The sequence below is a fragment of the Salegentibacter sediminis genome (assembly GCF_002078605.1).
GTDB classification, from domain to species: domain Bacteria; phylum Bacteroidota; class Bacteroidia; order Flavobacteriales; family Flavobacteriaceae; genus Salegentibacter; species Salegentibacter sediminis.
In genome coordinates, this window is the sequence record NZ_MSJR01000010.1 from 1 (window position 1) to 26,744 (window position 26,744).

The following is a 26,744-nucleotide window of genomic DNA, read 5'->3' on the forward strand; positions in this document are numbered from 1 at the left end:
TGATATCACAACCACAGATCCAGATTTCATTTGTGTGGGCGATTCAATTGATCTATCTATGTATGTGACCAATCCTGATGGTGGAGAGTTAACTTACCATACTAGTATGACTGATGCAGACACTGATACAGGAGCTTTATTAAGTTCTGTGGTTACTCCGGATCTGGGAGAGAATATCTACTGGGTGCGCAGTGAGTTGACTTATGGAGATAATGTTTGTTATAGTATAGCAAGTATTACTGTAAGCGTACAGGAATGCATAACCTGTGAAACTGCTTTTGCTTATGATGGAGAGGATAATTCCTTCTGCTTCAGTGAATACCCTGAGATGATACCAAATGATAGTCGTTGGGGTTGGACAAACTTTTATGATAGTGCAGCTGATGCAGCTGAGGCTGAACTGAAATTATACGCAGGTGCAGCTCAATGTAACATAAAAGATGCGGCCGTTGGAGAAGTGACTGTCTATGACAATGAAAATGGCACTATTGATGTGACTTTTACAGCCTATGAAAATTATATTCTAAGTTCTGTACATCTATATGTTGGATGTGAGCCTCTTCAATATAAGAAACAAGGCAAAAATTACAGTTACACCGTTGCTCCCGGACAGTATAACATGAACCCGAATGGCGATATAGGTTATGTAAGCAGTTACACCATCGAGAATATTGAAGTAAGTGGTGGATTCTACTTAATTGCGCATGCCGATGTATGTACCAGTGAATATTCTGAAATAATTGAGGATCTACGCGCAGAAAGTGTTCCTGGGGTTTATACTTTAAACAAGAGGTTTAGCGCTATGCAGGCTTGTATTCCTGAAGGAAAACCTAATAAAACTGCTTCAACAGTGGAAGCTCAATCAGCAGAAACAAATACAGATGGCTTCTCTGCATATCCGGTACCCTTTACTGAGGTTCTTAATATAGAGTATGACTTTGAGTTCACTGCTGATGCAACTATTGAGATCTATGACTTTAAAGGACAATTCTTACGTTCCTATAGAGCAGATGGAGTTACTAAAGGAGATGTAACTACAATTCAGGTAGACTTTGCCTTGAGAAGTAATCAGGTTTATATAGTAAATGTTATCGCAAATGGTAACCGCTATAGTAAAACTGTAATTTCAGGCAACGGTAAATGAGAGTAATCAGGTTAATTACTTAGTTGAATGGAGAAGCAGCCGGTAAAACGGCTGCTTCTTTTTTGTATGCTTCCTCCATAAGGAGTCACAGCCAGCGTGAGGGATAGGAGCAGTTAGGGTGTAACGCGGATAGCCCGACGCGTAGGGGCACGCCCAAAAAACCGTCTTAAATCTTTCTGAAAACCTGTTAAACTGCTCGTAAAATGATACTTCAAAATAATAGCATTAACCTAAGTGCGTTTTAAAGGCAAAGCAGAAGGTATGATTTAGAAATACCTGAATTAAGTGTAACCCAAATCCGTCGTCTTAGACGATAAAATTAAACAACTATGAATTTAAAGTATTTATTTAAAACAGGAATTTTGATGTTATCCATGGGGCTTTTGGTCTCATGTTCAGATGATGAAGGTGATCTGGGAACGGGAGAACCCGATGCCCAGACCTATGAGACACAGGTGTACCTAACAGACTCTCCGGTAGATAATGCTGAAGTGCAAGGAGTATTTGTGACTGTGGCCCAGGTGATGATCAACGGCCAGGCCATTGAAGGTTTTGAGAAAACCACCATCGAGGTGAGCAGTCTGCAAAGCGGGGAAGCTGAATTATTAGGTAGCCTGGACCTGGAGAGCGGAACAACCTCTGATATCACTCTGGTACTGGATAACGAGACCGATGCCTCAGGAGAAGCTCCTGGTAATTATGTGCTTACAACCAGTGGAGAAAAGAAAGCCTTGACGAGTTCGTCTAATGAGCTAAGCCTTGGTGATAATGTGGAAATCCACGAGAGCAATGATAATGCTGTAGTACTGGATTTTGACCTTAGAAAGGCGGTGGTAACCAATGAAAGTGGGGAATATAGCTTTACTTCAGATAATCGTCTGTCAAACAGCATTCGTGCGGTGAACAGCATCGAAACCGGAACCATCACCGGGAATGTGTCTGATTTTGGTACTGCCAGCGCAGATGCCGTAGTGGTTTACGCCTACGAAACCGGAGCTTATGGAGAATCTGAAACCTCTGCCGATGAGGAGGGATTGAGGTTCGCCAATGCGGTGAACAGTACTGTAGTAGCTGAAGGTAGTGGAGACTTTGAACTTCATTTTATAGAAGAAGGCGATTATGAATTGCACTTTGTATCTTATGAAGATACCGATGCCGATGAGCAACTGGAATTCAAGGGAGAGCTGGAGGCAGCTAGTGCTACTGATGTGGATCTAGACCTGCTGGATCTTTCTGTTGATGCCAATACCGAAGTAAATCTTGAGGTTGTGATTATAGGTTTGCTGAACCTGTAATGTCTGTTATATAAAAAGCAAAGTCCCGCCATTGGCGGGACTTTTTTTTTCTATTTTCTGCTCCGGGCTTAATTAAAATAATCCAACCCGGAATTAAATATTTGACTAATTCCGATATTAACTTGGGTCTCATCCTTTGCTTGACTCAGGATGACATCGGAGTCTGCTAATTATGTAAGCCCGTTTCAGATTAAAAACTCAATTTTAGATAATTTACGGCAAGAAAAGAATGAGCCGAAAACCGGCAACAAATAAAGATTACTGTCTATGGACTAATCTCAATAGCTATTGGGAATAGAGACTAAAGACCATCGACTAAAAACTTTAAACTAATCAAGCTGCTCCCTAATCTTTTCTATCGCATTCTGTATATCCTTATCGGGTTCTATGATGTTATTGCTGCCCCAGAATTCCGGGTCGCTGAAGCCTGATACGTCATCGGTCATGACCACCGTGGGCTTCAGGTAGCTGTCGCTTCTTCTCGGGTTGACATCTCCGGGATCCGGTTTCCATCCGGTTACGGCCATTTCGCTATGTACATAATACCGGGAATTAAATAACTTCCGTTTCCAGTTTACGACGAAAGTAAGGTCGGCGCTCCCGTAGCCGTAAAACCATTTTCCGTCCTGCTGCTGGTAGTCAATCAGATATTTCACCTCAATAGGGTATACCCGCGTGCTCCCGGGTTTCTTACTTACAAAGAGCCTGGAGGCTACCGAACGGTTATCGACGTTTAAGTTGAGTTCTGCCCGCACCAGACTATTGGATTGCGCATCTATATAAAGCTTTCCGAAATACCAGGGAGCGCTTCTTTCTTTCGCTTCAAAATTCACCACATAAAGATACCTGCCATCGATCTGGGTAGGCTCATTAAAGCTAAAACTGTAATCGCTGATATCATCGATATAAAAAACATATTCGGGATATTTCATCACATCTACAAAGAGGGCGTTGTATGGCCCCCCGCGTAATTTAAGTGCCAGGGTATCCAATTTATCATAATCAGCTGTTTTACGGGCTCTAATCAGCTCTATATCTTCCTTGCCGGAAGAAGTATAAGGTTTCTTATGAATTTTAATTACCGCCTCGCTTAGGGAAACGTTCTTGCGTCCTTTACGGATACTCTCCCGGTAAAAGGCCGTCATATTCGTGTTACGATCAAGGTAATTATCCCCACGCTTGGCTAGCATGCTTCTAACGAGCTTCCCGGCATCTTCTGCCTGGAAGATACTGATTTCACTGAGTTCCTCTACGGAAGGGTCCAGGAAGATCTCGGTGCCTTCTTCGCTGAAGTATTCCAGGGCTACGTTCTTGCTCTCAAAGCCCAGGTAGCTTACCCGCACAATCGCCGATCCGATATTGGAAGGAACCTTCAGGGAAAATTCTCCATCAGCATTGGTAACAGTTGCAATATTGGTATTGAGAACAGTAAGTTGGGCAGAGCCCACAGGTCTTTCCCGGTCGCTGCTTAGCACCCGGCCTTTATATTCGGTGTATTCCTGGTCCTGTTGCAGGTCCTGGAGAAGCGTGGCTGCGTGCGTTTCCGGGGAAAACGAAAACAGCGCCGCCAGCACCAAGAATATGGTAATAAAATATCTTTTCACAGTAGTAATCGTTACGGTTTTATACTCTCTAAGATACTGATTTTTAACTAATTTTTAAGTTGTACAAGTGTTAATTTCGGTGGTATCAGGTAATGGTGCCGGATTATTGATTTAAGCAATCCCAGTTCCCAAATCATCAAATTCTACATTTGCAAATTAGTTTATTTTCTTTCTCTCCATTCTTCAGTCACAATATCACGTAACACCTCCGGCCACTGCCAATTAAATACTGTTTTATGTCGGAAGCAGGTTAATTAGTATATTAGAATCCGAAATATCCGCGGAATCCCTTATAATCCGCGCAATTATAAAAGTATGAAGAAAGTAGCATTAATCACCGGGGTGACCGGGCAGGATGGGGCTTATTTGAGTGAGTTCCTTCTAAAGAAGGGGTATATAGTTCATGGAATAAAGAGGCGGGCCTCGCAATTCAACACCAACAGAGTGGATCATCTGTATCAGGATCCTCATGAGGAAGACAGGAATTTTATCCTACACTATGGTGATATGACCGACAGTACCAACCTTATCCGACTCATTCAGGAGATACAACCCGACGAGATTTATAACCTGGCAGCGATGAGTCACGTGCAGGTTTCTTTCGAGATGCCTGAGTATACCGGGAATACCGATGGCCTTGGAGCGCTGCGCTTGTTGGATGCGGTGAGGCTGCTGGGGTTGGAGAAAAAGACCAGAATTTACCAGGCTTCGACTTCAGAGTTGTTCGGGAAGGTAAAGGAGTCGCCACAATCGGAGAATACTCCTTTCCATCCCCGGAGTCCGTATGGGGTGGCGAAGATTTATGCTTACTGGATCACGGTGAACTACCGCGAGGCATACGGGATGTTTGCTGCCAATGGTATCCTCTTCAATCATGAATCACCGCGCCGGGGTGAGACCTTTGTCTCGCGCAAGATCACTCGGGCGGCTGCCAGGATCGCGTTGGGGCTGCAGGATAAATTCTACCTGGGCAATCTCGATGCGAAAAGGGACTGGGGCCACGCCAAAGACTATGTGAAAGTGATGTGGATGATCCTGCAGGCCGAAGAGCCGGAAGATTGGGTGATCGCCACCGGGGAGACCCATTCGGTGCGTGATTTCGTGAAAATGGCCTTCGCCGAAGTGGGAATCAGCCTGGAATTCAAAGGAAAAGGAGCAGAGGAGAAAGCTTATGTGCTTAAATGTGAAGATCCCGACTTTCAGCTGGAACCGGGAAAAGAGGTGTTGAGTATTGATCCTAAATATTTCCGCCCTGCGGAAGTTGACCTGCTAAGAGGTGATGCTACCAAGGCCCGAACCAAACTGGATTGGACCCCGGATCATGACCTGAATAGCCTGATTAAGGAAATGATGCAAAGCGATGTGGAATTGATGAAAAAGGAACAACATCTCAAAGATGGGGGCTATTCGACGATGAATTATTTCGAATAACTTTATAGATTACACTGATTTAAACGGATTATCCGCGGAATCAAGAAAATCCATGGGTGGACAGGATCATCCAGCAAAAACGAGAACATTAAATGGAAAAAGACACTAGAATATACATCGCCGGTCATAGGGGAATGGTAGGCTCGGCTATTTGGCGGAAACTGGAAGCTGAAGGCTTTACCAATCTTATAGATAGAACTTCCAGGGAACTGGATCTGAGGCATCAGGAGTCGGTGGAAGCCTTTTTTGAGCAGGAAGAACCGGATGTGGTCATAGCTGCCGCGGCCAGGGTGGGAGGAATCCTGGCAAACCGGGACCATCCCTATGAGTTCCTGGTGGAGAACCTGCAGATTCAGAATAATCTTATTGAAGCCTCCCACAGGCTGGAGGTGCAGAAATTTATCTATCTTGGAAGCTCATGTATCTATCCCAAATTGGCCCCGCAACCCATTAAGGAGGAATACCTGCTCACCGGCCCCCTGGAACCAACCAATGAGACCTATGCAATCGCCAAGATCGCGGGGCTAAAGGCCTGTGAAGCCATCCGGAAACAATATGGCAAGGATTTTATCAGTCTGATGCCTACTAATCTTTACGGCTACAATGATAATTTCGATTTGGAGAGCTCACACGTTTTGCCGGCCTTGCTCCGGAAGTTTCACGAAGCAAAGATAAACGGAAATGAGCCCGTAGAAGTCTGGGGTAGCGGGAGTCCGTTGCGGGAGTTTCTGTATGCCGACGATCTGGCCGATGCGGTACACTTTGTCCTGGAACATAAGCTCCCGGAAAGCTATTACAATGTAGGGACAGGCAGGGAAATCAGTATAAAAGAACTGGCTCTGTTAATCCAGGAAATCGTGAGGCATCGCGGGGAGATTAGATGGGATAAGACCAAACCCGATGGTACACCCCGAAAATTGCTGGATGTGAGCAAGCTGAAGGCTGAAGGTTGGGAAGCAAGTACTTCGCTGGAAGAAGGGATCAGGAATACTTATACCTGGTATTGTAAGCAGTTGTGATTTCTCAGTTCCTGGTTTGTGGTTTATTGTTTGGGGGTTGTTGTTCTCTTTTCTTCAAGTGTCAAGACCGTCATTGCGAGGAAACATCTGACTGGAAGGAGAATGTTGACGTGGCAATCCTTTGGATGGGGAATTGAGAGTGGAAAGTAGAGAAAAGATCCAAAAGGTTTTGGAACTTCTAAGCTGTTCTCGATACGATCCCGATTTACATCGGGACCACTCGAACTCAAGGTTCGGTGATTTTAACTATTTATATTGTTTCCGTCATTCCTCCCGATAGCGATCGGGATGACCCGGAATCTCATCCAGGGCCATAGTTTGATTTTCAGGATGAGATGCTGAATCAAGTTCAGCATGACGGATTTTAAAATAGTTATGGTATGTAAACAGTCCTTGGTAGGGAGCAGGTAGGGCGTAGATAGGAAGAAGGTAGGGAGAAGATAGGGCTTAGGCCTTGCAAATAAAGGGGTTGTGTGAGAATATGGGGTTCTGAAAGGTAACGGGAGAGGAAGTTTGGGTGCTTTAAGGGAAAAAAGGTGTTTGGGAGGCCGGTTGGGGTTATTGAAGTTTTGAATGTTGCTTCAAAGGTTTTTTAATGCCAAGGCAGGTGTTTTCCGTAGTAAAAAGTGGGATTAAGGATTAAAAGGGTCGTGATGACGCCCCTGCTATTGCGCTGTATTACAATGTGTTATAGGTTTGTCTCATTATTAATCCTTTAAATTTTATATTATGGGAAAAAACAATGGGATCTTATCAAAGATCGAGGGAACGTTAGACAACATAACGTTCTACAAAACACAGGACGGGTCTTTAGTAAAGACCAAAAGCGGAGTATCCAAAAAACGAATCCTTAGGGATCCGGCTTTTGCGAGAACCCGGGAGAACATGAGCGAGTTCACCAGCAATGCACAGGCCGGTAAACTTATGCGACAATCGGTTAATGACATCTTACAAAGGGCAAAGGACAATCGCCTAACCAGCAGGTTGACCAAAGTGATGAGTGAGATTCAGAAATTTGACAGCACCAGCGTACGTGGCCAGCGTAGCGTTGCGGTTGGAATCCAGGATCCGGAGGCATTGGCTTTATTGAATGATTTTAATTTCAATATTAACGCGCCTCTGGCCAGCATCCTAAAAGCGGTGGTGAGCATAGATACGCTTACCGGAGAGGTAGGTATTCCTAACTTTATTCCAAACCGTGACATCGTGAGCCCGGAAGGAGCTACTCATGTTAGTCTGCAAGGGGCTTATGTGAAGACTGATTTTGGGTTAGGCACTTATGAATGTAGTGTGAGTCCGGTTGAAAACCTGGCTCTGGACAACACGTCTACGGATGTTAGTCTGATACCGGATTCGGTTCCCGGCGGTACTGGGGTGGTATTTATTTTGCTGTTAGCAGAGTTCTTTCAGGAGGTGAATACGGTGCAGTACGGCCTGCGTAACGGGGCGTTTAATTCCCTGTGTATTCTGGCTACCGCTTAGGTTGAAAAGGAATCTGTTTTCAGATTTGAGAACCCCTGCTTTTTTTTAAAAAAAGGTGGGGGTTTTTTTGTTCGGTTCTCAGTTCTCAGTTCTCTGTTGTGGGTTTTGGGTTATCGGTTTCCTCCCGTGTTTATAGTTTGGTATTCAACGTTCAATGTTCAATGTGGATTTTGGATTGTCAGGTTGAGCCCGACCGGAGGGAGGATGGTCGAAACCTTTTATACGGTTCTCTGTTCTCTGTTGGAAGTTTCTGGTCTCGGTTTGGGGTATGGTTTATTGTTTGGGGTTTGTTGTTCAAATGTTTTTAATTCGCTTCGCTCATTTTTCTTCACTTCGCTCAGAGGGGCTATTCTTTGATCCGCATTTTTAAGATTCCTGCGGCGTTCAAGGTTTGTTTCTTCGGTTTTCAGGAATACTTCGCCTGGGGGATAGTAAGGTACCAGATTCATCTATCCAATTGGAAATATGGCAAAGAAAAGGATGAGAAATTGCCTTTGTAAAGCTTAAGAATTATCAGGAAATTGTGTTTGATAAATTCCTTTCGAAACCCGGGATTTGCCGGGAGTTGCAGTATAGGAGTTGATACGGTTGATCTCGTTATATACCCTGAGTGTGTTTAGGCCGGTGAACTCACAGAATTCATCTATAGTTACACATTGATGTTTTTCCTTGTGGTAGTGAGTGCGGATGAGTCTTAATTTTTTCTGAGCTGATTTCAGGCTAATACCCATAATTTGCGCTACATCGTGAGAGTAAATACATAGTCTGTTCATGGCAAAGGATTTTTTGGTTAATACTGCTTGATTATCCTCTGAAAAATGAAATTTGATGTAGGGAAGTGATGTAATATACTAAAAATTAGATAAGTAGGTGGTTTTTTATGGTTTTTTTAAAAATACTGAACCATTCATCGATATTTTTAGTCTCTGGTCTTTATTTAGGTTGTTAGTTTAAAATCGGGCGTTGACTTCGAGTTTTTTTATGAAGCGGGAGCGGAATAAAAAAGTATCGAGAAGTCTTGGGGAGTTCTTACTTCTAAGCTGTTCTCGATACAAATTCAATCCGTTCCCGCATTTTGAATTTACCGAACTCAACGAGGGGATAAGTCGAGAAACGAGGTATCCCGAGTTAACGAATTAACGATTCCCGAACTAACGAACTAACGAATCCCTAATTAATCAATTAACCAATTAACTCCATCACAGCGTCACTCCATCACAACGTCCCTCGATCACAGTATCACAGCATCACCTCCAAATAACTACAGATTAAAGTCCAGCGACTACCAACTGATCACTTTGTGTACAAATCACAAAAAAATTAACAAATTAAGTTTGTCTTAAAGAAATGTGAAACTTTATATTTGCAGTCCCTTAAGAGAACACGTCTTTATTACGGTTTCCCGTAATTATTTAAGCCAAAAGCCCTTTACCTTTGCGTTTTTCTTAAAGGTTTATTTAACAGCAATTTAAGGTTTCGAGGAGAAGCAGGAATGTGACTCACGGCGGCGAAGCCGTACCTGGTTTAGTCGGTAGTCTTTAGTTTTTAGTCGGTAGAAAGTGGAGAGTGGAAAGTGGAGAGTGGAAAGTGAATTCTTCTTGACTATAAAAGTTTACCGTCTACAGACTAAGTCTAGATCTAAGGCCTAACCACTACCGTGTAGAGATTAAAAAATATCGTCTAACGACTACAATCTAACGACTAACAGAAATTACCGTCTAAAGTCTAACGACTACAGACTAATAAAAAACCCAATCTATCGTCTACGGACTAACAACTAACGACTAATCTTGCATTCCCTACACCGCAAGAGACCTAAATTAATTATGGTGTAAATCACAACCGCATTCCGGCGGTAAAATTCCTAAGTTTTTAATTGCCAGATTGAAACATTTGAGAAAATGTTACTAGCTATGCTCATGTTCCTACGGAACGCAGATTACACGGATTTAGACTGATTACACGGATTGAAACTAACTAACAACATGAACAAAGAAAACATTAAAATAGCCATAATTGGCTTAGGCTACGTAGGGCTGCCCCTGGCGAGGCTTTTTGCGACGAAGTTTCCTGTGATAGGATACGATATTAATGAGGCTAGAGTGGCGGAGCTTAGGCGTGGTCACGACTCTACCCTGGAAGTGGAGGATGATATTCTTCAGTCCGTTTTAGTGGACTTCTCGATACATTCTGAAGATCACTCCCGTGCTCTTCAGAACACTCGAAGAGGAGAGTGGAAAGTGGATTCTGAAATGAAGGGAAAAGTGGAAAGTGGAGAGTGGAAAGTGGAGGAAAATGATGTTGCAATTGAAGTTGCACCTGCTGCTACGGGGCTTTATTGTACGACTGACCTGGAAGATATTGCCGATTGCAACTACTACATCATCACCGTACCCACCCCAATAGACAAAAACAACCGCCCCGATCTTACTCCGCTATATAAGAGCAGTGAAAGCGTAGGGAAAGTTTTAAAGAAAGGTGATATCGTGATCTATGAATCTACAGTTTATCCCGGGGTGACTGAAGACGAATGTGTCCCGGTGCTGGAAAAAAGCAGCGGACTCAAATTCAACGAAGATTTCTTTGTGGGTTATTCGCCGGAACGTATAAATCCTGGAGATAAAGAACATACCGTAGAAAAAATATTAAAAGTAACGGCAGGCTCTACACCCGAGATTGGTGAGAAAGTAGATGCTTTATATAAAGATGTGATCACTGCCGGGACGCATTTAGCACCGACTATTAAAGTGGCTGAAGCTGCTAAGGTTATAGAAAACTCGCAACGGGATATTAATATCGCTTTTGTCAATGAGTTGGCTAAGATCTTTAATAAGATGGAGATCGATACCAACGATGTTTTGGAAGCAGCGGGTACCAAATGGAACTTTTTGCCGTTTAAACCCGGTCTTGTGGGTGGGCATTGTATTGGGGTAGATCCTTATTACCTAGCGCAAAAAGCCCAGGAACTGGGCTATCACCCGGAGATTATTCTTGCTGGAAGGCGTATGAACGACTCTATGGGGCAATATGTAGCCTCAGAAGTTATCAAATTGATGCTGCAAAACGATCTTAAAGTAAAAGGTGCCAACATTTTGGTATTGGGAATCACTTTTAAAGAGAATTGCCCAGATGTGCGGAATACCAAAGTGGTTGATGTGGTAAAAGAACTGCAATCTTATGGCACCAACATTACTATTTACGATCCCCTGGCAAATCCTGCCGAGGTGAAACATGAATATACATTAAAAACAACGAACAAGCTACCTAAGCAAAATTTTAATGCAATTGTTTTAGCGGTAGCTCATAAGGAGTTTTTAGATCTCAATTTTGAAGTTCTTAAAAATGAAGAGGCGGTGGTGTATGATGTGAAGGGGGTTTTGGGTGAAAAAGCCAATAATAAATTATAGAAATGGAAGATAAATATTTTGTACATCCAACAGCTGTAATAGATGAAGGTTGTGAAATTGCTGTAGGAGTAAAGATCTGGCATTTTTCTCATATCATGCCCAACTGTATAATTGGGGAACGCTGTAATATAGGCCAGAATGTGGTTATTTCTCCAGAGGTTGTTTTAGGCACTAACGTTAAAGTGCAGAACAATGTTTCCATTTATACCGGAGTAATTTGCGAAGACGATGTTTTCCTTGGGCCTTCTATGGTTTTCACCAATGTAATTAATCCAAGAAGTGCGGTTAATAGAAAAGCGGAATATGCTAAAACCACGGTAAAAAAAGGTGCTTCTATTGGAGCCAATGCAACTATAGTATGCGGCAATGATATTGGAAAATATGCTTTCATAGGAGCGGGTGCTGTGGTTACCAAAACTATCCTGGATTATGCCCTGGTGGTAGGTAATCCTGCCAAACAAATTGGTTGGGTAAGTGAATATGGGCATAAACTTCAATTTGATGAAAACGGTCTGGGAACATGCCCTGAAACTAAACAGGTTTATAGATTAACAAATAATAAGGTCGCAAAGATTAATGAATAAACCTACTACTATCGATTTTGCTAATCTTTCATTGGCATACCAAGAACATAAGGCTGATTTTGATGAAGCCATAGGAGAAGTCCTCTCTAATTCAAACTATATTATGGGAGAACCCATTAGTGTCCTGGAGAGAAAATTAGAAGATTTTACCGGAGCTAAATTTGCTATCTCTTGTTCATCGGGAACCGATGCTCTTTTACTTGCGTTAATGGCAATGGATATTCAACCTGGGGATGAAGTTATCACTACTCCTTTCACCTTCATTGCAACTGCAGAAACCATTGCATTTTTAAAGGCAAAACCGGTATTCGTAGATATTGAAGATACTTCTTATAATATCGATCCTGCAAAGATTGAAGAAAAAATAACTTCCTGTACCAAAGCTATTATGCCTGTATCCATTTTCGGACAAACCGCCGATATGGATACTATAAATGCAATTGCCGAAAAACATAATCTAATTGTTATTGAAGATGCGGCTCAGAGTTTTGGTGCGACTTATAAAGGAAAACGAAGTTGTAATCTTAGCACCTTTGCCTGCACCAGTTTTTTCCCGGCAAAACCCTTGGGTTGTTTCGGAGACGGAGGAGCAGTTTTTACCAGTGATGAGAAATTTGCAGAAAAGATAAAGAGCCTTCGTCTTCACGGTCAAACTGAACGCTATCACCATAAGTATATTGGGATGGGGGGCAGGATGGATACCATTCAGGCTGCTGTTCTTAATGTAAAAATGGAACATTACGAGAAAGATATAATGAACCGCCAACGGGTAGCAGAAAAATATTCTAAGCTGCTTTCTGATTCCCTTATAACGCCAATGCTTCTGGATACAAATACATCTGTTTGGGCACAGTATTCTATTAGGGTGGAGAACAGAGATGTGATAGCGAAAGAACTAAAAGAAGCAGGAATACCCACAGCCATTCATTACCCTAGACCTTTGCATTTGCAGGAATGCTTTGCATACCTGGAATATGCTGCAGGAGATTTTCCGATTGCAGAAAAAGTCTCAAATGAAATTCTGAGTTTACCTATGAATCCTTATTTAAAGAATGAGGAAATAGAATATATATCGAACCAACTAAAAACCGCTTTATAATGAAAAATTTTGCCCTAATTGGTGCTTCAGGATATATCGCTCCAAGACACCTAAAAGCTATTAAAGATACGAATAACAATTTGCTTGCTGCGCTAGATCGCTTTGATAGTGTTGGGATTATGGATAGTTATTTTCCGGATGCTGACTTTTTCGTAGAAACAGAGCGTTTTGATAGGCACATTGAAAAGCTAAGGCATGAGCAAAATATTTCTCCAGATTATTTTAGTATTTGCACTCCAAATTACCTTCACGACTCACATATAAGAATGGCTTTAAGAAGGGGGGCTGATGCTATATGTGAAAAACCTTTGGTTTTAAACCCGTGGAACTTAGATGCCCTTCAATACATGGAACAGGAAACGGGGCAAAGGGTATGGAATATTTTGCAGTTACGGCTTCACGAAAGCATTATCGAACTTAAGAAAAAAGTCGCGGCTGCTCCAAAAGATAAAATTTTCGATGTAGATCTTACGTATTTAACTTCAAGAGGAAACTGGTATTATACTTCCTGGAAAGGAAATAAGGATAAATCTGGTGGTATAGCCACAAATATTGGAGTGCATTTTTATGATATGTTATCCTGGGTTTTTGGTGAGCTAAAAAGAAATGACGTTCATGTACAAACTCATGACAGAGCCGCGGGTTATTTAGAATTTGAAAGAGCCAGAGTAAGATGGTTTTTATCCATTAATTATGATGTGCTACCTGAGGAAATTAAGCTAAAAGGACAGAGAACCTATAGGTCTATTACGATAGAGGGAGAAGAACTTGAATTTAGTGGGGGCTTTACAGATTTACACACCAAAGTTTATCAAGGTGTCTTAGATGGTGATGGTTACGGTTTAGAAGATGCGAGAACAGCTATCGAGCTAGTTCATAATATTAGAAATTCTAAACCTATTGGATTAAAAGGTGATTATCATCCTTTTGCCGGAAAAGAATTGACTGAGCATCCTTTTTCTCAAACATTTTAGTAAGTGTAGAATGGGATTAATAAAGGGTTCGTTTACGATACTTTTTTTTAAAATAGCTGGAGCTGGTATGATGCTTCTAGTGAATCTTCTACTTTCTAATCTTTATGGTGCAAAATATCTAGGTGTTTTCAATCTCCTTTTCACTATTATTCAAATTAGTTCTATGATTTCGCGTGTGGGGATAGACATTTATTTTTTAAAAATAATTCCCTCACTAAATACGCCAAATCAGGTGACGGGTTTTTTAAGAAAATCCTTTTTCAGGATAACTTTATCAAGCATTATTATTGGTGCATTATTAGTTATATTAGCACCACTGCTTGATGATTATTTTTTCAAAGAATTTGACGCTATTGAGTATATTATTTGGATTTCTCTACTCTTATTGCCTTATACATTCTTTACTATTATACCTGAAATACTGAGAGCTTATGAAAATGTAGTAGTTTTTTCTTTTATTAGGAACTTACTATTTCAACTTTCGCTAGTAAGTGCTATGCTTTTATTAATATTACTGAACCTTGGTAATATTATTGATGCTTTAAACTATGGTATTATTATATCATTTATCGTCTCTCTTTCGATCTTGTATTTCTTTTTAAAAAAGAAAAATCTTTCTTTTTTAAAAACTACGAAATACTCAAATCCAATACTTCGAAATAGTTACCACATGTTCTTAACTTCATCCATCCTTTTGTTTATGGGGAACTTAGATAAGTTTATGATCGGATACTTTATTGACGAAGAAAATGTAGGTTACTACTCTGCATGTATTAGATTATCAATAATGGTTACTTTCGTGTTATCATCTGTTACAAGTTATATAACCCCCAAAATATCTAAGGCATACGCATTAAGAGACTTTGAGCAACTGAAATTACACTATAACAAAGCCACGCGGTTAATCATTATATCCTCTTTACCCTTTATTTTAATATTAGTAATTTTTCCGAATTTTTTCTTGGGTTTATTTGGAGAAAGCTTTAAGGATCTTAAAAATATTTTCTATCTAGTAGTAGCAATGAACTTGGCTAATATATTTTTTGGTCCTCTATTATATATATTAAATATGATGGATTTGCAGGTATATGTTAGAAATGTACTGTTTTTTGCTTTCATCTTTAACTTTTTATTGAATATTTTACTTATACCTCAGTTTGGAATTTCAGGGGCTGCAGTTTCTACTTTAATTTCTACCATATTTTGGAAAAGTATACTATTCATTAAGCTTCAAACTAAATTAAAAAATCTAAATGTTTCACATTAAAAAGTCTATTCGAAGATTTCAATACTCTATTAACGATTTAATCTATCCCAACGCAATAAAGATAGATTATGCAGTTAAAAAAAATAATTTCGGAGATATTCTTAATCCAATTGTTGTTGAGTATTTAACTGATAAAAAAACTAAACGGGTAGCAACTGCATACACTAATAAAACACACTTACTAGGCATTGGATCTATTTTAAATAGAGCGAATAAAAATTCTATTGTTTGGGGGGCTGGATTTATAAAAGATAAATCTTTTGTTATAGGGCCTCCTAAAAAAATTCTTGCCGTTCGAGGACCAAAAACAAGAAAACGACTATTAGAGTTGAACATTGAATGTCCCGAAATTTATGGTGATCCCGCACTACTAATGCCTAATATATACAATCCGAAAATTGACAAAAAATATAAGTTAGGGATTATTCCACATTATGTTGATTTTAATGATGATAGGTTAAAACATATCAATGATGATAATGTTTTAGTTATAGATATTTGTAATCCAGACCCATTTTTGGTTATCGATCAACTCTTACGATGCGAAAAAGTTGCTTCAAGTTCTTTGCATGGATTAATTGTAAGCGATGCATATGGTATACCAAATGCTTGGATAAAGTTTAGTGATAAGGTTGTTGGAGGAGATTTTAAATTCTTAGACTACTTTCAATCAATAGATAGAGCAACAAAAACTCCATACGACATTGGAGAAAATATTATTATTAAAGATTTAATTGATAATTGCAATCTACATAAAGTAAGGCTTAACTTGAGGCCTCTTACCGCTCAAATCAAAAAAGAATACTCAGAATAGTTATTTATATTTATGAAGGTCTTAATTGTACATTCTGGTACTCAAAATAAAACATCTGCATATATTAAAGAGCAGGTTGATTCTTTAATTAGTTTAGGATTAGAAATAAACTATTTTACTATTACTAAAAAAGGCGTAAAAGGCTACCTATCACATTTACCGAAGTTATATAAAAAAATCAATGAATTTAAACCAGACATTATCCATGCACATTATGGAATATCTGGCCTATTTGCGAATTTACAAAGAAAAATTCCTGTAATTACATCTTTTCATGGTTCTGATGTATATAAGTCGAAAAATGTAGTGCTTTCAAAAATCGCTTATTATTTAAGTAAAGAGACAATATTTGTATCCTCAAAATTAAAGACGAAATTTGGTGTGAAAAGAGGTAATATTATTACCTGTGGGGTTGATATGAATTTATTTAAACCAGCTTCACCACTATTTGAAAGAGAATCTATTATACTTTTTAGCGGATCTGCTGATAATAAAGTTAAAAATTATCCTCTCGCAAATGAAGGTGTTAAAATTTTTAACAATCATTTTGTGAAATGTGATTTACATTTTAGACTTACAGAGTTAAAAAATAAATCAAGAAAAGAAGTAGTTCATTTAATGAACACTGCTCAATTACTATTAATAACTTCCATATATGAAGGCTCTTCACAAGTTCTTAAAGAGGCAATGGCGTGCAATTGTCCTGTGGTAACCACAAATGTTGGTTCTGTTCGAGATTTGATTTCTAAAGAATCAAAGGCAGGAATTATAGTAGAACCGTTTCCTGAATCTATAGCAAATGGTATACACAAGGTGTTGTCTGAAGATTTTAAGCATGGGAGGAAAGAGTTAGTTGAATACGAAATTGGTTTAGGTCAAGTTGCTCAACGAATTCTGATGCTTTACAATAAGGTAGCATCAAATTCTACAAATAGGTCTTAATTCAATTTTAAAACTCCTCTTAAAATATTCAAATTTATCAAGATGAACCGGGAAAAATTGAATTCCGTATTCAATGTGAACATCCGTTGGCGGAATATTCAAAAGAGAAATTCATAAAAACTCTACATGAGTATTTTTAAAATTTTGTTTTCTCAGAACATAATTTCATTCCTGTTGAGAAAAATAGAAAATATAAGAAGGTTCATAATATTGAAATCTTAATTTATAGCTGAATGCCCCTCATAAAATCCATTAGTTTTTGGTACCTTTTATTCTCTGTATTATTATATTCTTTATTCTTAGGATTAGGAGGAGGGGGAAATTGGGAGCTTAGTTTTTTACACCTTTTATCAGTTGTTACTTACTTTTTGGTTATACATGCCCAGACAGGAATGACTCATACTTTCTACAATTCCAAAAATTTGGGATGGACAATTCTGGCGTACACATTAATATTTATTTTCCTTTACAATTTTATTTCTTACTCTTTCAGTAATAATTATTTTGTCTTCAGCACAGCTGATGCACTTTTTTATCACAAAGAGTCAATAAAAATAAATTCTGGCTCTTTTATTAATGGGATTTCTAATTTTCTTAATGATTGGACTTTTGAAGATTTAGGTGCAGTATTGGTTATAAGTTCTGTATATAAAATTTTTGAATCAAACCTTTTACTAAACTTATTTTATTTGGTATTGACGGTTTTTTCTGGTATTGGTATCTTTAAAATCGGACGTTACCTTCTGGATCATAAATCTGCCTATTTGGCTGCCTTAACGTTTAGTATTTCATCCTATTTTATTTGGTTTAATTCCTCTGGATTAAAAGAAAGTATTTTAATTTTCCTTGTAATCTATTCCTTTTTAAATTACTATAATTATCTTTTTCAAAGAAAGATAATTTATATTTTTTATACGTTATTTTTTCTAGCATCAATAATGTATTTTCGGCCGGCTATAACAGTTCTAATTATAGCTGCACTCATTACCACATATATTCTACAACAAAGGAAATCACTTTTTAGCAAGATTATAATAATAATTTTTATAGGAGGAATGATTTATGGAAGTACCTTTTTAGAAACTCTTTTAAATCGATATCTGTTAGGGGGAATTGATGAGATGATAGAAACTAAAGAAATCTCTGGAATGGTTAAAGGCGGAATTGGATTTACATATGCCATAAATATTTTAGCCGGAATGATTGGGCCATTACCAACTATTTTACCAAATAAGTCAGTAATTTTATCTTTTTATGCCCCTGGTCTAATATATAAATCACTCATATCTATTCCCTTTTGGTTTGGAGTTTATAACATTTTTAAAAAAGGTTTATGCCTCTTTTATCCCATGATTTTCTTTGTTATGTATGAGACCTTCTCTTTAGTATTTATTTTAGAAGGTCTGGAACTTAGAAAATCTCTTCCTCATTTTCCTTTTATCTATATTATTGCTTTTGCTTTTATAAGCTTTTTTTATCAAGATTTTTTTGACAGAAAAAGAAAATTTTACATTAGCAATTTTATGAATATTCTATTTGTTGGGATTTTTATTTTACTAATTTTCTGGAATTATAGATAAGTAATTATGAAAATATTAATCTTTTCAAACGGAAATAGTCTTACAGGTTTAGATTCAATTATTAAAAATCAAGGTTAATTCTTAATTGATTTAGAAGGAAATATTCAGTTTTATACTATTCAATGAAAAGTATTAAAAGGCTATCTCCTAATGTTATAAAAGAGGCAATTCCATGGAAACTAATTTTGGCCACAAATGTTGGAGATATAAGAGATCTAAAAAAGAAAGCTTCAAGATGTTAATTGACTAGCTTTATTAAGGTAGATATTGCTAAAAAAATTTAAAAGGCTCTGAAGTATAAAAAAACAACAGGGAGAGGATATCAGCTGTTGAGAATCTTCTATAATTGCCAAGAGAATTATTGATTTATATAATTCCAACTTAAACTAAATGAAAATATTATTTTACTTCGGCCATCCGGCTCAATACCTATTTGCTCGGGCAACTATAAAACGATTACTGAGCAACCCAGATTTTGAAATTATTATATTAATAAAAACAAAGGATGTTCTTGAAAATTTATTAAAATCTGACCGGATTCCCTATCAAAATATTTTACCCCAGGAAAGAGGTAAGTCAAAATTTCATATTGCCTGGAGTTTGGTTAAGAGGAATTTTAAAATCTTACCTATAATATTAAAGAATCGGCCCGATTTAATGATTGGAACAGATGCCTCGATTGCCCAGTTAGGAAGAATGCTTAAAATAGATTGTGTAAGCATTACTGAGGATGATTATGAAGTAATAAAAACTCTTGGGGATTTAACCTATCCCTTTACTCATAATATACTTTGTCCTGAGGTATGTGATGTTGGTAAATGGAATGATAAGAAGATAGGATATAAAGGGTATATGAAATTAGGTTATCTTCATCCAAACGTATTTACTCCCAATAATTCTGTTAAGGATAAATATAATCTACCGGATAATTACGTGATAATACGTCTGGCCAAATTAACCGCTCACCATGACTTTGGAATCAAAGGGATTAATCAAAAACTGCTTACTCAAATTATTATCATGGTTGAGGAGAAAGGCCTATCACCATTTATTTCTACTGAGGATGTAATTTATGAAGATTTAAGGAAGTTCGAACTTGTTATCGATCCCAGTGATATGCATGACATTCTCTCATTTTCCAAACTATTAATTTGCGATAGCCAAAGCATGAGTGTGGAGTCAGCAATGTTAGGAGTCCCATCCATTAGATATAGCGATTTTGCAGGCAGAATATCTGTACTCGAGGAACTTGAAATAAAATACGGATTGACTTATGGTTTTAAAGTTGGAGATGAGAATTCTATTATAAATAAAATCTCAGAATTACTTGAACTGGAAAATTTAAGTAAAAAATTTCAGACAAAAAGAAAGAGGATGCTGAACGATAAGATAGATGTTACAGAATTTTTAGAATGGTTTATTTGTAATTATCCCGATAGTCAAAAAATAATTAAAAATAAACCTGATTATCAAAATCGATTTATATGTTAAAACTTCTCACTATAGTTGGTGCCCGTCCTCAAATTATTAAGGCGGCGGCATTAAGCAGAACCATAAAAAAGAACTTTAGCTCAGAGATTGAAGAGATCATTGTACATACTGGTCAGCATTATGATGAAAATATGTCCCAAATTTTCTTTGATGAGTTGCAAATTCCAAAACCCAATTATAATTTAAATGTGGGTTCAGGATCCCATGGGAAGCAAACTGCTGCAATGATAGAGGGTATTGAAGAAATTTTAATTTCTGAAGAACCTAACTATATAGTTTTGTATGGAGATACTAATTCTACTTTGGCTGGAGCAATTGCAGCTTCTAAGATCCATATTCCAATCGTGCATATCGAAGCCGGTTTGAGGTCATTTAATAAAAGTATGCCGGAAGAAATTAACAGGATTATGTGTGATCATTCTTCAACTTTCCTATTCACACCTACACTTACAGGGTACAAAAATTTATTAAATGAGGGTTTCGAAGAGAATAACGGTTCATTTAATATTGACAACCCTGGAATATTCCACTGCGGTGATGTAATGTATGACAATTCTTTATTTTTTTCTGATATATCAGATAGTAAGTCCTCAATTCAATTCTCTTTAGATCTAAAGGATAAATCTTATATACTCACTACTATTCATCGAAATAATAATACGGACGATCCAGTGAGATTAAGTAATATATTTCAAGGCTTAATAGAAATAATAGAAACCTCCAAATTGCAGGTTGTGCTACCCCTTCATCCAAGAACAAAAAATAAATTACAACAATTACCAGAAGAACTTCAACAAAGAATTAAAAATAATAAGAAGTTAAGGATAATTGATCCAGTTTCTTTTCTGGATATGATCCAATTAGAAAAGAATGCAGAATTAATTATTACTGATTCTGGAGGCGTTCAAAAAGAGGCATATTTTTTCCAAAAGCCTTGTTTAATATTGCGTAATGAAACCGAATGGGTTGAAATTATCAAAGAAGGTTCGGGGGTATTAGTAAATGCAAATCACGATAAAATTATCGACTCCTTTAAAAAAATGTATAAATCAAAAAAGTCATTTCCTCCGATTTTTGGGGATGGAAATTCAGCAAACTTTATTTGTGAAAAACTTATCGAAAATTTGATTAGTTCTTCCTGAATTTCCACTCATCGTACTATCAAAATATTAGCCACCGCCCACTCCCTACAGTGGGTAATCATAATTCTCTTCTACTCCCAACCTACAAACAAAAACAATTATGGTTATAACTGACTTCCTACATGACCAAAATTTAAACAAAGAAGATTTTATCAAAGTAAAAATCGGCACAACAGCTTATAAAAAAGTTGTAGCAGATTCCGTAGATGTGGAAGCGTGCCAGGTAACTTCCAGTTTATGCCATACTTCAATATTAGGATTGGAAGAAGGTTTAGAAAAGATAATAAACCTGGAACGTCTAAATGATATCAGATATTTAAATAAATTTCTGGAGGCAATCAATTCCCGATTATCTAATGGCGGGGAATTTATAGGGAGGTTTGAAGAATACAATTCGCGAAAGCGTAGAATTATTCATCCCCAAAAAAAACCTTTTAACTATGTAGTTCATTCCGGTGATATACTTTTAAACCGGGTAACACCAAAATTTCCTGTTGCAAAGAAGATATATTTCGGAATTACCAAAGGCAAAGACAGGGTTTTATCAAAGGCGGAGGCTTTTGGTCGGCTTTATTCGTGTGGCTTTGAAATTACTGAGGAACATGATATAGAAGAAGAAACCTATTTTACTGCGCGTAAAATAAAAGAACCGGTTTTTGATAAATATCCCAGTTACGGGCCATTGATAAAATTGAGACGAGTAGGCAAAGATGGAAAACTTATTAAAGTATATAAGTTAAGAACCATGCATCCATATTCGGAATATTTACAGGATTATATTTTTCAAAAGAATGAGCTGCAGGAAGGTGGGAAGTTTAAGGATGATTTTCGAATTTCCAAAGAAGGTAAGCTCTTCAGGAAGTTTTGGCTAGATGAAATACCCATGTTCATCAATCTTTTTAAAGGTGAGATGAAACTAATAGGAGTTAGGCCATTAAGTCAGCAATACTTTAATTTATACACTAAAGAGTTGCAAGAAAAAAGGACAAAAACCAAACCGGGTCTTTTACCACCTTTTTATGCTGATATGCCTAAAACAATTGAAGAGATTATCAATTCAGAACTGAAATATCTTGAAGCCTATGAAAGAGCACCTATAAAAACAGACGCTAAGTATCTGTGGATGGCGATAAGGAATATAGTTTTTAAGGGCGAGAGGAGTAAATAAGTTTTGGTTGTGCCCCGATAGCTATCGGGACGGGATGACGGAACAAAAAAACTACCAACTAAAGTCTAAAGACTACTGACTAATATTAAGGAATAATTAACATAAATCAATATATTCGCACAAATTTTGAAAATAATGAAATTCCCCAAATCATTTAAGATTCCGGCCTTAGGGCTTTTTGCTTTCATACTGGCTACTTCCTGTGTTTCGAGGCAGGAGGTGGTGTACTTCCAGGGACTGGAAGAAGCGCAGGCCAGGATGGATAATCAGCAACAGAAAAGCTTACGCATAAAACCCAATGACCTGCTTACCATAAGTGTTGCCGCAGCCCAGCAACAGGCTGCGTTGCCTTTTAACCTGCCGGTGATAGGCGTGCCACAAGGTGGGATGGATATGGGAATGACGGTTGGTGGTCGCCAGCAGTTGCAGACCTACCTGGTGGAAGAAGCCGGGACTATTGATTTTCCTGTATTAGGAAAGGTGAATGCAGCAGGATTATCCCAGGAACAACTTGCCGCAAAACTCAAGGAGCAGATAAGGGAGTATGTGCAGGATCCTATCGTGAACGTGCGGGTGGTAAATTTCCAGGTAAGCGTATTGGGAGAAGTGAACCAACCCGGAACCTTCGAGGTGCAGGATGATTATTTTTCGCTACCCCAGGCCCTTGGAATGGCGGGAGATTTAAGTATTTACGGCAGGCGCGATAATGTGCTGGTAGTACGCGAAGAAGGCGGGACAAAAACCCATGCTTACCTCGACCTCACCGATGCCGATGCGATCAACTCGCCATATTATTATTTACAACAAAACGATGTGGTATATGTGGAGCCAAACAAGGCGCAGCGACAAAGCGCCAGTTATAACCGTAATGCCTCGGTGTATATCTCCATCGCTTCCGTATTAGTTTCAGTAGCAGTACTTCTAACAAGATAATCTACAATGTCTCAACAACAATCTACTTATAACCCCCCCCAGGAAGGAGAAATCAATTTAAGGGAAGAACTGGACAAGTACCTTCGGTACTGGCCCTGGTTCGTAATAGGCGTGGTGATAGCCCTGCTTTTCGCCTTTGTTTATTTAAAATATAGCACTCCTGAATATAGTACCACTGCCAGCATCATTATTAAAGATGAAGAGGGTAAAAACGCCGGTTCAGAAATGGCCGCTTTCGCCGATCTCGGTTTGCTTGGTGGGATGGGTGCCAGCAGCATCGAGAATGAGATCGGGATACTGAATTCAAAGCGTCTAATGAGCAACGTGGTAAAGGCTTTGAATTTGAATGTGACCTATTTCGAGGAAGGCCCGGTGAAAGCGGTGGAGCTCTATGAGAGGAGTCCGCTGCAGGTGCAGGTGCTGAAGATGGATGAACGGGAATTGCGCAGAACTATTCAGAATGAAGCCGGAAATAGTTTCAGAATAAAACTTCAGGAAAACGGAAAGCTGGAGGTGATCAACACCGAAACCGAAGAAGTGATGCAGGCAGAAATAGGAAAACCTTTCAGCCTTGACTTCGCGGAAGTGGTGCTTGTAGATAATATAGACAGCGATCCCCTGGACCTGGCGGAAACTGAAGCTGTATTGGTAAAGTTCAGTCCGGTAGAAAGCGTGGTGCAGAAATACCGTGGCGCGGTGCAGGTGAATTTAACCGACAAGAATTCGAGTTTACTGGAGCTTAGTCTGCAGGATCCTGTGAAGGCCAAGGCCCAGGATATCCTGGACCAGCTGGTTTTGGAATACAACCGGGAGGCTATAGAGGACAAGAACCTGGTAGCGCGAAACACCGCTTCTTTTATTGATGAGCGGCTTGCAATCATCAACGAGGAACTGGATTCGGTGGAAGTAGGCAAAGAAGAGTTCAAAGAGACCAATCAGCTTACCGATATCCAGGCCGAATCGGAAATGTTTATCGAGACGGCCAGCGAATATAAAAAGCGCAACCAGGAGGTAGGCACCCAAATGGAGCTCGCCAATGCGATGATCGACTTTTTAAAAGCTTCAAGTGAGAGCGACCTGCTTCCCGCTAATCTCGGGCTACAAGGTGAAGGGGTGAATCAGCAGATAGAAGAATTCAATAATCTGGTACTTGAACGCAACCGTATCTTAAGTGGCTCTACCGAGCGCAACCCTGTAGTTGTAAGACTTAATTCCCAGATCAACCAGATAAAAGGAAATATTTTACAAAGCCTGGAGCGGATGCGTTCTAATCTGCAAATAGCCCAGGCAGACCTGCAGCGACAAGGGGCAGCAATAGGTTCCCAGATCTCGGCGGTTCCGGCCAAGGAAAGACAATACCGGGGAATAGAACGCCAACAGAATATCAAGGAGGCGCTTTATCTTTTCCTATTGGAGAAGAGGGAGGAAAACTCCCTGAGCCTTGCAGTAACCGCCCCAAAGGCGAAGATTGTAGACCGGGCTTACAGCGGAAATGAACCTGTGTCGCCTAAATCGAAGATCGTACTACTGGCAGCATTGATCCTGGGCTTGCTGGTTCCGTTTTTGTTTATTTATATCAGGAACCTGTTGAATAATAAGATTACGGATAGAACGGATATAGAAAATGCATCTAAGGATATACCTATTGTAGGTGAGATTCCAAGAATTGCAAAGAAGGAGAGCGACCTTATTACCGTTAATGATCGTTCGGTACTTTCAGAATCCTTTAGGATCATGGTAACTAATCTGCAATATTTATTAGTGAATTCCTTGGACAGGGAAAAGGGTGTAAAATTATTTGTAACCTCTACGGTTAAAGGTGAAGGAAAAACCTTTATCGCTTTCAACCTGGGAATAACCTTTGCCAATATGAAGAAAAAGGTGATTATTGTTGGTGCTGACTTACGTAACCCGCAGCTTCAACGATACGAAACCAATGCGCGAAATTATACAGGGGTTAGTGATTACCTGTATGATCCCCAGATTAATCTTGAGGATATAATAAGCAAGTCAGAATCTCATCCAAAAATGGATATTCTGGCATCGGGAAGTATTCCTCCAAATCCGTCAGAATTGCTTCGAAGTGAAAGAATGCTAAAGTTATTAAATGAGCTTCAGGCGATGTATGATTATGTGATTGTGGATACAGCCCCTTCAATGCTGGTAGCTGATACTTTTCTGATAAATAAATTTGCCGATTTAACACTTTATGTAACCCGTGCCGGATATACTGAAAAGAAGCTGCTTGGATTTGCAACAGATGCCAAGAAAGAAGGGAAGTTACACCATGTGAGTTTTGTATTAAACGATGTGGAAATGGCAAATTTCGGTTATGGAAACAAATACGGCTATGTCTACGGAGAGGAAAAGAAATCTTTTTTAAAGCGACTTAAAGATAAGGCTGCGATATTTTAATTCAGTTTTCGGTTGTGAGTTCTCGGTTGTCGGTTATGGGGTCTCAGTTTCACCGGGTTTCTGGTTTGTTGTTTGGTGTTCATGGTTTAATATTCAAGGTTTAAGGTTTTTGTCTTAATTCTTTAAACGTACGTTGACTTCGAGTTTTTTTATGAAGCGATAGCGGAATAAAAAAAGTATCGAGAAGTCTTGATTAGTACAAACTTCTTAGCTGTTCTCGATACACCTTTTCTGCGCTAGCGCTTCGAAAAGGCACTCGAACCCAACGGGCGAAGTTATTAAAGAGCGGGAAAGAAGAAGAGTATAAATCTTCGTTTCACCCCGTCCCTAAAGGGAGCCGAAGATTTTTAAGATGTAGAAGCTGGAGATATAAATTTTAGAACCTAAAAATCCCTTTACCCTCCTGATGGTTATCGGGATTTATCGAGAAGTCTTTTTTCAGTTGGCAGTTTTGAGTTTTCAGTTCTCGGATTAATTAATGTGGGTATTGCAGTTCCAGACTGAGTCTTTTTTCCGGCTGGCGGGAAGTAGAAAGGGAGGGATGAAGTCGTTTTTCAGCACGTCATCGCGAGGAAAGTATAGACCGGAGGGAGATACTTGAAGCGTGGATCCTTTGTTACCAATCTTTGAAGCTAAAATAAAAGATTGCCTCAGTTTCCTTATCGGGATCCTTCGCAATGACGAAACTTTCAATGTTCAAGGTTCAAAATTTAAGTAGTTGTAGTCCTTAAAACAGGGCGTTGACTTCGAGTGTTTTTTATAAAGCGATAGCGGAATAAAAAAAGTATCGAGAAGTCTTGATTAGTACAAACTTCTAAGCCGATACATCTTTTCTACGCTAGCGCTTCGAAAAGACACTCGAACCCATCGGTTAAGTTAATAAAGAGCGGGAAAAGATTTCGAGAATTCTTCGTTCTATCCCTATCCCAAATAGTTATAGAATTAGGAATAAA

The 26,744-nt window shown here is 38.8% G+C and carries 21 protein-coding genes; 18 read left to right on the forward strand and 3 right to left on the reverse strand.

The annotated features are described in order from the left end of the window. Both BUW93_RS12945 and BUW93_RS12950 read left to right on the forward strand, forming a co-directional pair. Positions 1 to 1,144 (forward strand): T9SS type A sorting domain-containing protein (locus BUW93_RS12945; protein WP_157893328.1); only part of this gene is annotated, 1,144 nt, incomplete at its 5' end. Between the two features lie 329 nt (positions 1,145 to 1,473). Next, positions 1,474 to 2,439, forward strand: coding sequence for a DUF4382 domain-containing protein (locus BUW93_RS12950; protein WP_081212160.1), 966 nt, complete (start codon positions 1,474 to 1,476; stop codon positions 2,437 to 2,439). Positions 2,440 to 2,768: 329 nt separating this feature from the next. On the opposite strand, the gene BUW93_RS12955 is transcribed toward BUW93_RS12950, so the two are convergent. Continuing rightward, complete coding sequence (locus tag BUW93_RS12955; protein WP_232778363.1) at positions 2,769 to 4,043, reverse strand: carboxypeptidase-like regulatory domain-containing protein; 1,275 nt, start codon at positions 4,041 to 4,043, stop codon at positions 2,769 to 2,771. A 315-nt stretch (positions 4,044 to 4,358) separates the two neighbouring features. Between BUW93_RS12955 and gmd the strand changes: the two genes are divergently transcribed. The 3 genes from gmd (at position 4,359) to BUW93_RS12970 (ending at position 7,975) form a co-directional block, all read left to right on the forward strand. Then, entirely contained in the window at positions 4,359 to 5,474 is a 1,116-nt protein-coding gene (gene gmd, locus BUW93_RS12960) for a GDP-mannose 4,6-dehydratase (protein ID WP_081212162.1), read from the forward strand. A 92-nt stretch (positions 5,475 to 5,566) separates the two neighbouring features. After that, on the forward strand, positions 5,567 to 6,493 hold the full coding sequence (locus BUW93_RS12965; RefSeq protein ID WP_081212163.1) for a GDP-L-fucose synthase family protein: 927 nt from the start codon (positions 5,567 to 5,569) through the stop codon (positions 6,491 to 6,493). Between the two features lie 729 nt (positions 6,494 to 7,222). After that, complete coding sequence (locus BUW93_RS12970) at positions 7,223 to 7,975, forward strand: hypothetical protein (RefSeq protein ID WP_081212164.1); 753 nt, start codon at positions 7,223 to 7,225, stop codon at positions 7,973 to 7,975. A 218-nt stretch (positions 7,976 to 8,193) separates the two neighbouring features. On the opposite strand, the gene BUW93_RS12975 is transcribed toward BUW93_RS12970, so the two are convergent. Together BUW93_RS12975 and BUW93_RS12980 are read right to left on the reverse strand one after the other, a co-directional pair. After that, complete coding sequence (locus BUW93_RS12975; protein ID WP_081212165.1) at positions 8,194 to 8,424, reverse strand: hypothetical protein; 231 nt, start codon at positions 8,422 to 8,424, stop codon at positions 8,194 to 8,196. 54 nt (positions 8,425 to 8,478) lie between these two features. Next, positions 8,479 to 8,748 carry a thioredoxin domain-containing protein gene (locus tag BUW93_RS12980; protein WP_157893329.1) on the reverse strand — a complete coding sequence of 90 codons (270 nt, stop codon included), beginning with the start codon at positions 8,746 to 8,748 and terminating at the stop codon, positions 8,479 to 8,481. Positions 8,749 to 9,960: 1,212 nt separating this feature from the next. Here BUW93_RS12980 and BUW93_RS12985 point away from each other — a divergent pair. From BUW93_RS12985 to BUW93_RS13045, 13 genes are all read left to right on the forward strand, one after another. Then, positions 9,961 to 11,382: a nucleotide sugar dehydrogenase gene (locus BUW93_RS12985; RefSeq protein WP_081212167.1), complete on the forward strand. Its 1,422-nt coding sequence runs from the start codon at positions 9,961 to 9,963 to the stop codon at positions 11,380 to 11,382. A 2-nt stretch (positions 11,383 to 11,384) separates the two neighbouring features. Beyond that, positions 11,385 to 11,966: an acyltransferase gene (locus BUW93_RS12990; protein ID WP_081212168.1), complete on the forward strand. Its 582-nt coding sequence runs from the start codon at positions 11,385 to 11,387 to the stop codon at positions 11,964 to 11,966. Beyond that, positions 11,959 to 13,065 (forward strand): DegT/DnrJ/EryC1/StrS family aminotransferase, encoded by a 1,107-nt coding sequence (locus BUW93_RS12995; RefSeq protein WP_081212169.1) that lies wholly within the window; start codon positions 11,959 to 11,961, stop codon positions 13,063 to 13,065. Before BUW93_RS12990 ends, BUW93_RS12995 begins: the two co-directional genes overlap by 8 nt. Continuing rightward, positions 13,065 to 14,039 (forward strand): Gfo/Idh/MocA family protein, encoded by a 975-nt coding sequence (locus BUW93_RS13000; RefSeq protein WP_081212170.1) that lies wholly within the window; start codon positions 13,065 to 13,067, stop codon positions 14,037 to 14,039. The genes BUW93_RS12995 and BUW93_RS13000 overlap by 1 nt, the downstream gene beginning before the upstream one ends. A gap of 10 nt (positions 14,040 to 14,049) precedes the next feature. Further along, positions 14,050 to 15,306, forward strand: coding sequence for an oligosaccharide flippase family protein (locus BUW93_RS13005; protein WP_081212171.1), 1,257 nt, complete (start codon positions 14,050 to 14,052; stop codon positions 15,304 to 15,306). Continuing rightward, positions 15,293 to 16,120, forward strand: coding sequence for a polysaccharide pyruvyl transferase family protein (locus tag BUW93_RS13010; RefSeq protein ID WP_081212172.1), 828 nt, complete (start codon positions 15,293 to 15,295; stop codon positions 16,118 to 16,120). The genes BUW93_RS13005 and BUW93_RS13010 overlap by 14 nt, the downstream gene beginning before the upstream one ends. Positions 16,121 to 16,132: 12 nt before the next feature. Then, positions 16,133 to 17,062 carry a glycosyltransferase gene (locus BUW93_RS13015; RefSeq protein ID WP_081212173.1) on the forward strand — a complete coding sequence of 310 codons (930 nt, stop codon included), beginning with the start codon at positions 16,133 to 16,135 and terminating at the stop codon, positions 17,060 to 17,062. A gap of 233 nt (positions 17,063 to 17,295) precedes the next feature. Next, positions 17,296 to 18,642 carry a glycosyltransferase family 39 protein gene (locus tag BUW93_RS13020; RefSeq protein ID WP_081212174.1) on the forward strand — a complete coding sequence of 449 codons (1,347 nt, stop codon included), beginning with the start codon at positions 17,296 to 17,298 and terminating at the stop codon, positions 18,640 to 18,642. Positions 18,643 to 19,032: 390 nt separating this feature from the next. Next, complete coding sequence (locus BUW93_RS13025; RefSeq protein ID WP_081212175.1) at positions 19,033 to 20,133, forward strand: DUF354 domain-containing protein; 1,101 nt, start codon at positions 19,033 to 19,035, stop codon at positions 20,131 to 20,133. Continuing rightward, positions 20,127 to 21,275 carry a non-hydrolyzing UDP-N-acetylglucosamine 2-epimerase gene (gene wecB, locus BUW93_RS13030; RefSeq protein ID WP_081212176.1) on the forward strand — a complete coding sequence of 383 codons (1,149 nt, stop codon included), beginning with the start codon at positions 20,127 to 20,129 and terminating at the stop codon, positions 21,273 to 21,275. Before BUW93_RS13025 ends, wecB begins: the two co-directional genes overlap by 7 nt. Before the next feature lie 100 nt (positions 21,276 to 21,375). Beyond that, positions 21,376 to 22,443: a sugar transferase gene (locus BUW93_RS13035; protein WP_081212177.1), complete on the forward strand. Its 1,068-nt coding sequence runs from the start codon at positions 21,376 to 21,378 to the stop codon at positions 22,441 to 22,443. Positions 22,444 to 22,578: 135 nt separating this feature from the next. Next, positions 22,579 to 23,376: a polysaccharide biosynthesis/export family protein gene (locus BUW93_RS13040; protein ID WP_081212178.1), complete on the forward strand. Its 798-nt coding sequence runs from the start codon at positions 22,579 to 22,581 to the stop codon at positions 23,374 to 23,376. 6 nt (positions 23,377 to 23,382) lie between these two features. After that, positions 23,383 to 25,791 (forward strand): GumC family protein, encoded by a 2,409-nt coding sequence (locus BUW93_RS13045; protein WP_081212179.1) that lies wholly within the window; start codon positions 23,383 to 23,385, stop codon positions 25,789 to 25,791. The last annotated feature ends 953 nt before the right edge of the window (positions 25,792 to 26,744 follow it).